Genomic DNA, 10,230 nt, shown 5'->3' with positions numbered 1-10,230 from the left:
TGGGAAGCGTCAGAACTTCCATCATCGGGAGACCTCGACCCATGTTCACGGCACCACACCGCGGGGCGCGGCTACACCCTCAATTACGAAGAGCCGTTTTACTCTGCTACCGTCGTGAGGTAAAACGATTTATGTATGTACCGTGATCATCCAAGGCGCGCCCATCGGCGGGCGCCGCCGGCCGGAGCGCATCGCCGCGGTCCGGGCCACCACCACTGTCGAAGGAGTCACCACTGTGTTGATCAACCAACGAACCCGCTCCCGGGCGGCCGCCGGCGCCGCGATCGCGCTGAGCCTCGCGTGCGTCCTCACCTCCTGCGCCGCGCCCGGCTCGGCGCCGGGCGGCACCGAGCAGACGGAGGCCGCGCCGGGCTTCCTCGCGGTCGCCGACGAGGCGCTCACGGGCACGGGCGCCCTCACCGTGCAGCTGGACTACGACACGAGCGAGGCCGACGGGCTCGACCCCCAGACCGCGCAGACCGACACCTCGTGGATGATCATGGGGCTCGTCTACGAGACGCTCGTGACCACGGACGAGAACTTCGAGATCCAGCCGAAGCTCGCCACCTCCTGGGAGCAGCCGGACGACACGACCTACGTCTTCACGATCGACACCACCGCGACCTTCTCGAACGGCCGCGCGCTCACCGTCGACGACGTCGTCGGCAGCCTCGAGCGCCAGGTGGCGAGTCAGAGCGTGTGGTCCGGCCAGATGGGCCCCGTCGAGTCCGTCGAGGCCACCGGCGACGATCAGGTCACCGTGAAGCTCGGCAGCCCGTACGCGCCGTTCCTCGCCGCGCTCGCGAACACGCCGGCCGCGATCCTCCCGATGCAGGAGGTGAACGACGGCAGCGTCGACCTCACCACGACGATGCTCGGCACCGGCCCGTACCTCGTCGCCGACCACCGGCAGGACGAGTCGTGGACCTTCACCGCGAACCCCGACTGGCACGGCGGCGACAACCTCGCCGTGCAGACCCTCGAACTGCAGATCGTGGATCAGGAGTCGACCAGGCAGGCCGCGCTCCGCGAGGGCAGCACCGGCATGGCGAAGTTCGTCAACATCGACTCGCTGTCGCAGCTCGGCGGCAACGAGGGCCTCCAGATCGTCAAGCAGACGCAGAGCGACCTCTACTACGTCCTCGTCAACTCGCAGAAGCCCGACAGTCCGCTGAACGACCAGGACGTCCGCTTCGCGATCAACACCGCGATCGACCGCCAGGCGATCGCCGACATCGTCTTCGCCGGCGAAACGACCCCCACCGGCATCACCCCCTCGAACCTGCCCGGCGCCTGCCGGGTCGACGAGCTGCCCTCGGAGCAGGCCGCGATCGAGGACGCGAGGGCGACCATCGAGGAGACGGGCGCCGGAGACGTCGAGCTCGACCTCATCGTGGACACCTCGAACCCCGTCATGGCGCAGATCGCCCAGCTCGTGCAGCAGCAGCTCGCGGAGATCGGCGTCACCGTCCGGATCGAGCAGGTCGACACCGCGACCTACAGCGAGCGGGTCTTCTCGGCCCAGCCGGGCGACTTCGACCTGTCGATCAGCTGGTTCGCGGGCTACTCCGACCCGTCGATGGTGACCAAGTGGTGGAACCCCGAGCAGGCCTTCTTCAACGTCGGCTTCACGGGCGTGCACGAGGATCTCAACGCGCTCATCGCCGAGGGCGCGAGCGAGACCGATCCCGACGCGCGCGCCGAGGTGCTGACCGAGCTGTGCGCCTCCGCCGACGAGTACGCCGAGATGGTGCCGCTCGTGCACCGGCCGTCCATCATCGGGTTCGACACCGCGGCGGTGAGCCCGACGATCCAGAGCAACGAGGGGTACGGCAACATCCTCCGCAACATCGCCGACTACCGGATCGCCGGGGAGTAGTCCCGAATGATGCAGATCCTTCGCTGGTCCGCCGGGCGGGTGATGAGCGCGCTCATCACCCTGCTCGGCGTCTCGGTGCTCATCTTCGTCGCGATCCGTCTCATGCCCGGCAGCTACGAGGACATCATCCTCGGCCCGCTCGCCTCCGCCGAGGAGCGGCAGCTGCTCGCCGAGGCGTACGGGCTCGATCAGCCGATCTTCGTGCAGTACTTCGCCTGGATCGGGCAGGTGCTCACGGGGGAGCTCGGCACCTCCTACGTCACGCAGAGCTCCGTCTCCGGCGAGATGCTCGAGCGCATCCCGGTGACCGCGACGCTCACGATCATGGCGATGGCGGTGACGCTGCTCGCGGGCGTGCCGCTCGGGATCTGGACGGGAGTGCGATCCGGTGCGAAGCAGGGCGGCGCCGTCGGCCGCGTCGTGTCGAGCATCGGCATCAGCGTGCCCGAGTTCGTGCTCGGCAGCATCGTCATCTTCGTGTTCTCGCAGTTCTCGCTCGGCCTGAAGGTCGGCGGGTTCGCGAGCATCGGCACGGGCTTCTGGCCGACGTTCCAGGCGCTCCTGCTTCCAGCGCTCGTGCTCTCCGTCTTCTGCGTCGCGGCGACCGCGCGCACGACGCGCGACGCCGTCATGGGAGTGCTCGTCGAACCGCACATCACGGCCGCCGTCGCGCGCGGGGAGACGGCCGGGCACATCGTGCGCCATCACGTCCTGCGCAACGCCGGGATCCCGATCCTCACGCTGCTCGGCACCATCACCGCCTATCTCCTCGGCGGCGCCGTCATCATCGAGACGCTGTTCAACCTGCCGGGGCTCGGCTCGTTCATGGTCACCGGCCTCGGCCGTCGGGACTTCGCGGTCGTGCAGGCCACCGTGCTCTTCGCCGCCGCCGTCTTCGTCGTGCTGAGCCTCGTGCTCGACCTCATCACGAGCGCGCTCGACCCGCGCGTCGCCGTCACCGGGAAGGCAGGATCATGACCACCTACTCCCTCCCGCTCTCGAAGCGGAAGCGCGCGGTCAAGACCCGCCCGCCCCGCGACGCCCTCTTCATCGCCGCCGCCTGCGCGCTCGGCCTCATCGTGCTCGTCGCTGTGGCGGCCGCCGTCATCCCCTTCGCGGGCGATCCCGCGAGGATCGTCGGCCCGAGGCTCAGCCCGCCCTCTGCGGCGTACCCCTTCGGCACCGACGCCCTCGGCCGCTCGGTGCTGGCGCGCCTGCTGGAGGGCACGCGCACCACGCTCGTCCTCTCCACCCTCGCCGTCGTGTGCACCGCGGTCATCAGCGTGATCCTCGGCCTCGTCGCCGGCTACGCGGGCGGCTGGGCGCGGGAGGTCATCATGCGCCTGAGCGACGTGCTCTACTCCTTCCCGTCGATCGTGCTCGCGATCCTCATCGCGGCGGTGGTGGGACCCGGCCAGGCCGCGGTGCTCTCCAGCATCGTGCTCGTCACGGTGCCGCTCATGACCCGCATGGTGAGCGCGGCGGCGATGTCGGTCGCCAAGCGCGACTTCGTGACCACCGCGAAGATCAGCGGCGTGTCGGCCCCGGTGATCCTCTTCCGCCACCTGCTGCCGAACGTCAGCGGCACCATCGCGGTGCAGGGCACGTACGCGCTGTCGGTCGGCATCCTCGTCGAGGGAGGACTGAGCTTCCTCGGCTACGGCGTGCAGCCGCCGCGGTCATCGCTCGGCCTGCTGATCCAGGAGGGCGGCAGCTACATGCTGCAGGCGCCCTGGCTGCTGTTCGCCCCGGCCGCGGTGCTCGTCGTCGCGATCCTCTCCATCAACCTCATCGGCGACACGATGCGCGATCGGCTCGATCCGCGCGAGACAAGGAGCCTCGTATGACCGCGAACGCCCCCGCTGCCCCGGTGGTCTCGCTCACGGGATTCAGCGCCGAGTACCGCACCCGTCTCGGCGTGACCCGAGCGCTCGACGGGATCGATCTCGATGTCGCCCGCGGCGAACTGCTCGCGATCGTCGGCGAGTCGGGATCGGGCAAGTCCACCGTGTCGCAGGCCATCGGCCGCATGCTGCCGCGCGTCTGCCACGTGACCTCCGGGTCGGTGCACGTGCTCGGCAGGGACATCGCGAGTCTCGCGCCCGATGCGATACGGGCGCTGCGACGGGAATCACTGGGTTTCATCCCGCAGGATCCCATCGCCTCGCTCAACCCGACGATGCGGATCCGTCGCCAGCTCGAGCTCGCGCTCAGGCCGCTCGGACGACCGACCGACCTGGAGTCGCTCACCGAGCTGCTCGCGAGCGTCAAGATCCTCGAGCCGGATCGGGTGCTCCGACTCTATCCGCACGAGGTGTCCGGCGGAATGGCGCAGCGCATCGCGATCGCGCTGACCATGGCGCGCGAGCCCGAGATCCTGATCGCCGACGAGCCCACGGCATCGCTCGACGCACAGGTGCGCGACGAGATCCTGACCCTCATCGTCGACCTGGTGCAGCGCTCCGGCGCGAGCCTCATCTGGATCAGCCACGACCTCGGCGCCGTACGTCGCTGGTGCGACCGGATCGTCGTGATGCACCAGGGGCGTATCGTCGAAGAGGGGCCGGCCGCGCAGGTGCTCGACGAGCCGCGGGCGGACTACACGAGAACGCTGGTCGCCGCGATACCGGGCCGCCAGGATCCCACGACGAAGGAGGCGGAATGATGTCTGCGTCCCATCCGGACACGGATACGGCCCCGGTGCTGGAGCTGCGCGAGGTCAGCGTCGCGTTCACGAGCGGGGCGGGAGCGAAGCGGCGGACCGTTCGCGCCATGAACGCGGTGACGCTCGAGGTCGCCCCGGGCGAGACGCTCGGGCTGGTGGGCGAGTCCGGATCGGGCAAGACCACGACCGCCTCGGTCGCCCTGGGCCTCAAGCGGCCCGACTCCGGCGAGGTGCTGCTGCTCGGCGAACCCTTCACGCGATCGCGCAGGGCCAACGCCGGCAAGCTGCAGGCGGTGCTGCAGCATCCGCACTGGTCGCTCAACCCCCGGCGCAAGGTCGGGGAGTCGGTGCGCGAACCGCTGACGGTCGCGCGGCGCGACCTCAGCCGGTCCGAGCAGCGGCAGCGCGTGACGGAGATGCTCGAGCAGGTGGGGCTGAACCCCGCCTTCGCCGAGCGCTACCCCCACGAGCTCTCCGGAGGACAGCGCCAGCGCGTCTCGGTGGCCCGGGCGCTCGTGACCGAGCCGCGCTTCATCGTCTTCGACGAGGCCGTGAGCGCGCTCGACGTCGCCGTGCAGATGCAGATCCTCGCGCTCATCCGCGAACTGCAGGCGGAGCACCGCTTCGGCGCCCTCTTCATCTCGCACGATCTCGGCGCCGTGGAGCGCGTCGCGGACCGTGTCGCCGTGCTCTTCCGCGGCGACCTCGTCGAGACCGCTTCGACGGAGGAGTTCTTCCGCAACCCCCAGCACCCCTACTCGCAGACACTCTTGGAGGCCCTATGAATACGACACCGGTCCACGCACTCACGGATATCGACGGCGGGATCGTCGTGGATCCCGCGCCCCGCCTGGCGGGCCCGCCCGTCTTCGGCGGCCCGGGCAACGCCGCCTTCGACCTCGTGCCGGTCAGGAGCACCGGGCGGGAGACGCTGCGGTTCGACTTCCCGGGCGTCAGCGTCGGTTCGGCGCACTACGAGGAGGGGCCCACCGGTGCGACCGTGATCCACATCCCCGCCGGCGCCCGCACCGCGGTCGACGCGCGCGGCGGAGCCGTGGGTCTGTCCGGCGGGTACGACTTCAACCACGCCATCTGCCTGGCCGGCGGAGCCAGCTACGGGCTCGAGGCGGGCGCCGGGGTGAGCGGCGCGCTCCTGGAACGCCTCGAGTATCGCACCGGCTTCGCCGAGGCCCAGCTGGTGTCGTCGGCGGTCATCTACGACTTCTCGGCGCGCTCCACCGCGGTCTACCCCGACAAGGCGCTCGGCCGCGCGGCGCTCGAATTCGCCGTTCCCGGTGAGTTCCCGCAGGGGCGGGCGGGCGCGGGCATGAGCGCGTCCGCGGGCAAGGTGGACTGGGACCGCACCGAGATCACCGGGCAGGGCGCGGCGTTCCGTCGTCTCGGCGACGTGCGCATCCTCGCCGTCGTCGTGCCGAACCCGGTCGGTGTGATCGTGGACCGCGCGGGCACGGTGGTGCGCGGCAACTACGACGCGCAGACCGGGGTCCGGCGCCACCCGGTGTTCGACTACCAGGAGGCGTTCGCCGAGCAGGTCCCGCCCGTCACCGAGGCCGGCAACACCACGATCAGCGCGATCGTCACGAACGTGCGGATGAGCCCCGTCGAGCTGAACCAGTTCGCCAAGCAGGTGCACAGTTCGATGCACCGCGGCATCCAGCCGTTCCACACCGACATGGACGGCGACACGCTCTTCGCCGTCACCACCGACGAGATCGATCTGCCGACGACCCCGGGGTCGTCGCGCGGGCGGCTGTCGGTGAACGCGACCGCGCTCGGCGCGATCGCCTCCGAGGTGATGTGGGACGCCGTCCTCGAGGCCGGCAAGTAGGGGCCCGGCCCCGGAACAGGAGAGGAACGCTGTGGAGATCATCACCGCGACGGTGACGGGCACGGATCCGGGAAGCCGGGGCGCCGAGATCGGGAGCCGCTTCGGGGAGGGGATCCGCGACGCGGTCGACGGCATGACCACCTACACCGCCAGCATGGCGTTCCAGTCGATCGGCATCCCGATCCGGCGCATCCCCTCGGCCATCATCATCGGCGTGCTCGGCACCTTCTTCACCATCTACCTGGTCATGTCGACCAGCCTGCTCGACGCGGTGAACATCATGCTGCAGGTGCTGATCCTCATCTCGGCTCCGGGCATCACCGTCTACTGCATGGACATCTGGCTGCGCCGCAACCGATACGATGGCCTCGATCTCTTCGACGAGCGCCGGGGGGCGAAGTACTGGTACACCGGCGGCTTCAGCATTCCCGGCCTCGCCGCGGGGATCATCGGCGGCGCTGCCGCCTCCTTCTTCCTCACCACCGATTTCTGGAGCGGCGCGGTCGCCGAGGCCATGGGCTACATCGATCTCTCCGCCCCCGTCGCGATGATCGTCAGCGGTGGCCTCTACTATCTCTTCACCCGCCGCGGCTACACCTTCGGAGACACTCGATGAACGCACGTTCCACCGGCCAGCACCCCGCCAGGTATCCCGGAGCCGCGGCCGGGGAGCCGACACTCGACAGCTGGCAGGAGGCCCCGCACAACCGCTGGGCCTTCGCCCGCCTGGGCGAGCTGCTGCCCACGGCGGCGGTCTCCCGGCGCGACCCGGCGACGCCCGCGGAGCCCGTCGTGCGGCTCGACGCGCTCGCGACGCGGCTCCCCGATCTCGAGCAGCGGCTCGAGGAGACCTGCACCGACGCATTCCTCGTGCTGCGCGGCTCCGAGGTCCTCGCCGAGTACTACCGGGCGGGTTTCGCACCCGACGACCGTCACCTGCTGATGAGCGTCTCGAAGTCGCTGTGCGGCACGGTCGTCGGCGCGCTGATCGACGAGGGGCGCATCGATCCCGCGCAGCCCGTCACCGAGTATGTACCCGAGCTCGCGGGCTCCGTCTACGACGGGCCCTCCGTGCTGCAGGTGCTCGACATGCAGATCTCGATCGACTACAACGAGGACTACGTCGATCCGGCCTCGGAGGTGCAGACCCACGATCGCTCCGCCGGCTGGCGCACGCGGCGAGACGGGGACCCCGCCGACACCTACGAGTTCCTCACCACCCTCCGCGGCGACGGCGGCACCGGCGAGTTCCAGTACTGCTCGGCGAACACCGACGTGCTCGCCTGGATCGTCGAGCGGGTCACCGGTCTGCGCTACGTCGAAGCGCTCTCCACGTACCTGTGGGCGAAGCTCGACGCCGATCGGGATGCGACCATCACGGTCGACCAGACCGGCTTCGGCTTCGCGAACGGGGGCGTCTCCTGCACCGCGCGGGATCTCGCACGCGTGGGCCGCATGATGCTCGACGGCGGCGTCGCTCCCGGCGGACGGGTCGTATCGCAGGGCTGGGTGGAAAGCGTGCTGGCCGGCGGCTCCCGCGAAGCCATGCCCGACGAGGGTTTCACCTCCGCATTCCCCGAGGGCAGCTACACGCGCCAGTGGTGGTGCACGGGCAACGAGCGCGGCAACGTGAGCGGCATCGGCATCCACGGCCAGAACCTCTGGCTCGATCCGCGCACCGACTCCGTGATCGTCAAGCTCTCGTCGTGGCCCGATCCCGACACCCGGCACTGGCACGGGCTGCAGAGCGGGATCCTGCTCGACGTCAGCCGTGCCCTCGACGCGGTGTAGGCGGCGTGACCGGCGTCGGCACCGCGCCGGTGGATCCTGCGACTGCCTGACGCGGTGGCGCCACCGCGTCAGGCGCGTCGCAGGATCCGCCCGCGACGCGGGGACACCCGAGGGAGCGCCTACTCCCCCATCCGGTTGCGGGTGCGCATCGCCCGTTCGGCCTCGCGCTTGTCCTGCCGCTCGCGCATGGTCTGGCGCTTGTCGTACTCCTTCTTGCCCTTCGCGAGGGCGATCTCGACCTTCGCGCGGCCGTCGAGGAAGTACAGGCGCAGCGGCACGATCGTCATGCCGCCCTCGCGGGTCTTCTGGTAGAGCTTGTCGATCTGCTGGCGGTGCAGCAGCAGCTTGCGCTTGCGGCGCGGCGCGTGGTTCGTCCACGAGCCGTTGAGGTACTCGGGGATGTAGGCGGCGTCGAGCCAGGCCTCGCCGCGCTCGATGAACACGTATCCGTCGACGAGCGACGCGCGTCCCATGCGCAGCGACTTCACCTCGCTGCCCGTGAGCACCAGGCCCGCCTCGTAGGTGTCGAGGATGTGGTACTCGTGCCGGGCCTTCTTGTTGGAGGCGATCAGCTTCTCGCCGGTCTCCTTCGGGCTCATGTCACATCCTTCCTGCGGCCGGGGTGGTTCGGGGTCCGCGCTCACGCGCGAAGAACCAGCTTATCGCACACCGCCGCCGTTCCGCCCGCCACGCCGAGCCGCCCGGCCTCGAGGCGCCCGAACCGAGCCGATTGCTCCAACCCGCACGGATTATCGGCGCGGGAGGGCTCGGGCTCGCACGATGGGCTCGGTTTCGACGAGCCCCGGCCCCGAGATCCGGATCCGCGGCCCGCCCCGGGGACGCTCTGCGCTACACCCGCAGGTATCTGGTGATCGCGATCTTCGCCGCGATCGCCGAGAGCACCACTCCCACCAGCACGAGGATCGGCGGCACCACGAGCGCCTGCTCCACCGTGATGTAACTCGTGAACGGCACCTCCCGGGCGAGGAATCCCTGCACGAAGAAGCGCACGATCGCCACCGACGCGGCGCTCGCGAGCACGGCGCCGAAGAGCGCGGCGATGATGCCCTCCAATATGAAGGGGGTCTGGATGAACCGGTTCGACGCGCCCACGAGGCGCATGATCCCGATCTCCCGCCGGCGCGAGAACGCCGAGAGCCTGATCGTGGTCGAGATCAGCAGCATGGCCGCCACCAGCATGAGCCCCGCGATGACGATCGCCGTGTAGCTCGCCACCCCCAGGAACAGGAAGATCCGATCGAGCAGGCTGCGCTGGTCCGAGACGCTCTGCACGCCGGGGATGCCCGAGAACGTCTCCGTGATGATGTCGGAGCGCGAGGGATCCTTGAGCTTGATCCAGAAGGTCTGGTTGAGCTGCTCCGGCTTCGTGATGTCGACGATCGGGTTGCCCTCGAACTGCTGCACGAACTCCTTGTAGGCCTGCTCGTGCGTCACGAAGAAGAAGTCGTCGACGTAGGGGCGCAGCGTGTCCGACTGCAGCGCCTCCTCGACGGCCGCGATCTCGTCCTCGCCCGCGTCCTCGCCGGCGCAGGTCGAACTCTGGTCGTAGTCCGTGCAGAGGTAGACGGCCACCTGCGCGCGGTCGTACCAGAACGTCTTCATCTGCTGGATCTGCAGCTGCATCAGGATCGCCGCCCCCACGAAGGTGAGCGACACGAAGGTCACCAGCACCACGGAGATGACCACCGACATATTGCGGCGCAGGCCGTTCCAGACCTCGCCGAGCACCAGTCCCGCCCTCATCGCACCGGCCCCACATCCGTCTGGTCGTCGTTCTTCCGGCGCAACCCGAGGTGCTCCGCCAGGCTGCCGGTCTCGGACATGCGCACGGGATCCATCGGGCGATCCGGATCGAGGAAGCTCGGGATCCGGCGCGCCTGCGGCCCGCCGGAGCGCACCGTGTCGTCATCGTCGATGTCGGAGTCGTCGGGGCTCTGTTGCAAAGATTGGCGGCAGTCAGAGGTAGGCTGTCGCTCTGCGCCGATCAGGCGGCTGCTGCGAAATGGTGGTTGAGCATGCCCATGG

11 protein-coding genes are annotated in these 10,230 nt (G+C 69.5%); 8 read left to right on the top strand and 3 right to left on the bottom strand.

The window, feature by feature from the left end; all coding sequences use genetic code 11:
• Nucleotides 1-235 precede the first annotated feature (235 nt).
• The 8 genes from AB0O71_RS15035 to nylB are packed head-to-tail and all read left to right on the top strand — an operon-like array spanning nucleotide 236 to nucleotide 8,184.
• Nucleotides 236-1,879 (top strand): ABC transporter substrate-binding protein, encoded by a 1,644-nt coding sequence (locus AB0O71_RS15035; RefSeq protein ID WP_363746613.1) that lies wholly within the window; start codon nucleotides 236-238, stop codon nucleotides 1,877-1,879.
• 6 nt (nucleotides 1,880-1,885) lie between these two features.
• On the top strand, nucleotides 1,886-2,857 hold the full coding sequence (locus AB0O71_RS15030; protein ID WP_363746611.1) for an ABC transporter permease: 972 nt from the start codon (nucleotides 1,886-1,888) through the stop codon (nucleotides 2,855-2,857).
• On the top strand, nucleotides 2,854-3,726 hold the full coding sequence (locus AB0O71_RS15025; RefSeq protein WP_363746609.1) for an ABC transporter permease: 873 nt from the start codon (nucleotides 2,854-2,856) through the stop codon (nucleotides 3,724-3,726). The genes AB0O71_RS15030 and AB0O71_RS15025 overlap by 4 nt, the downstream gene beginning before the upstream one ends.
• The gene (locus AB0O71_RS15020; protein WP_363746606.1) at nucleotides 3,723-4,544 is read left to right on the top strand and encodes an ABC transporter ATP-binding protein; all 822 of its coding nucleotides are present in this window, start codon (nucleotides 3,723-3,725) and stop codon (nucleotides 4,542-4,544) included. Before AB0O71_RS15025 ends, AB0O71_RS15020 begins: the two co-directional genes overlap by 4 nt.
• Nucleotides 4,544-5,329 carry an ABC transporter ATP-binding protein gene (locus AB0O71_RS15015; RefSeq protein WP_363746604.1) on the top strand — a complete coding sequence of 262 codons (786 nt, stop codon included), beginning with the start codon at nucleotides 4,544-4,546 and terminating at the stop codon, nucleotides 5,327-5,329. Before AB0O71_RS15020 ends, AB0O71_RS15015 begins: the two co-directional genes overlap by 1 nt.
• Nucleotides 5,326-6,393: an endo-type 6-aminohexanoate oligomer hydrolase gene (locus AB0O71_RS15010; RefSeq protein WP_363746602.1), complete on the top strand. Its 1,068-nt coding sequence runs from the start codon at nucleotides 5,326-5,328 to the stop codon at nucleotides 6,391-6,393. The genes AB0O71_RS15015 and AB0O71_RS15010 overlap by 4 nt, the downstream gene beginning before the upstream one ends.
• A 31-nt stretch (nucleotides 6,394-6,424) precedes the next feature.
• Nucleotides 6,425-7,009, top strand: coding sequence for a cytosine permease (locus AB0O71_RS15005; protein ID WP_079941800.1), 585 nt, complete (start codon nucleotides 6,425-6,427; stop codon nucleotides 7,007-7,009).
• Nucleotides 7,006-8,184 carry a 6-aminohexanoate-dimer hydrolase gene (nylB, locus tag AB0O71_RS15000; RefSeq protein ID WP_363746599.1) on the top strand — a complete coding sequence of 393 codons (1,179 nt, stop codon included), beginning with the start codon at nucleotides 7,006-7,008 and terminating at the stop codon, nucleotides 8,182-8,184. Before AB0O71_RS15005 ends, nylB begins: the two co-directional genes overlap by 4 nt.
• Before the next feature lie 119 nt (nucleotides 8,185-8,303).
• Here the strand turns inward: nylB and smpB are convergent, their stop codons facing one another.
• From smpB to AB0O71_RS14985, 3 genes are all read right to left on the bottom strand, one after another.
• Nucleotides 8,304-8,783, bottom strand: coding sequence for an SsrA-binding protein SmpB (gene smpB / locus AB0O71_RS14995; RefSeq protein WP_079941835.1), 480 nt, complete (start codon nucleotides 8,781-8,783; stop codon nucleotides 8,304-8,306).
• A gap of 250 nt (nucleotides 8,784-9,033) precedes the next feature.
• Nucleotides 9,034-9,948, bottom strand: a complete 915-nt coding sequence (gene ftsX / locus AB0O71_RS14990) for a permease-like cell division protein FtsX (protein WP_079941836.1) — start codon at nucleotides 9,946-9,948, stop codon at nucleotides 9,034-9,036.
• Nucleotides 9,945-10,148: a hypothetical protein gene (locus AB0O71_RS14985; RefSeq protein WP_253035905.1), complete on the bottom strand. Its 204-nt coding sequence runs from the start codon at nucleotides 10,146-10,148 to the stop codon at nucleotides 9,945-9,947. The genes ftsX and AB0O71_RS14985 overlap by 4 nt, the downstream gene beginning before the upstream one ends.
• Nucleotides 10,149-10,230 lie beyond the last annotated feature (82 nt).

It is taken from the genome of Leucobacter sp. NPDC077196, from assembly GCF_040687075.1.
In the GTDB taxonomy this organism is placed as follows: domain Bacteria; phylum Actinomycetota; class Actinomycetes; order Actinomycetales; family Microbacteriaceae; genus Leucobacter.
Note: the sequence above shows the minus strand (reverse complement) of the source record. Positions and strands in the feature narration are given on the sequence as shown.

Coding starts and splice junctions, on each gene's coding strand:
- AB0O71_RS15030 (WP_363746611.1), top strand. CDS start 1,886: ATGATGCAGATCCTTCGCTGGTCCGCCGGGCGGGTGATGAGCGCGCTC.
- AB0O71_RS15025 (WP_363746609.1), top strand. CDS start 2,854: ATGACCACCTACTCCCTCCCGCTCTCGAAGCGGAAGCGCGCGGTCAAG.
- AB0O71_RS15020 (WP_363746606.1), top strand. CDS start 3,723: ATGACCGCGAACGCCCCCGCTGCCCCGGTGGTCTCGCTCACGGGATTC.
- AB0O71_RS15015 (WP_363746604.1), top strand. CDS start 4,544: ATGTCTGCGTCCCATCCGGACACGGATACGGCCCCGGTGCTGGAGCTG.
- AB0O71_RS15010 (WP_363746602.1), top strand. CDS start 5,326: ATGAATACGACACCGGTCCACGCACTCACGGATATCGACGGCGGGATC.
- nylB (WP_363746599.1), top strand. CDS start 7,006: ATGAACGCACGTTCCACCGGCCAGCACCCCGCCAGGTATCCCGGAGCC.
- smpB (WP_079941835.1), bottom strand. CDS start 8,783: ATGAGCCCGAAGGAGACCGGCGAGAAGCTGATCGCCTCCAACAAGAAG.
- ftsX (WP_079941836.1), bottom strand. CDS start 9,948: ATGAGGGCGGGACTGGTGCTCGGCGAGGTCTGGAACGGCCTGCGCCGC.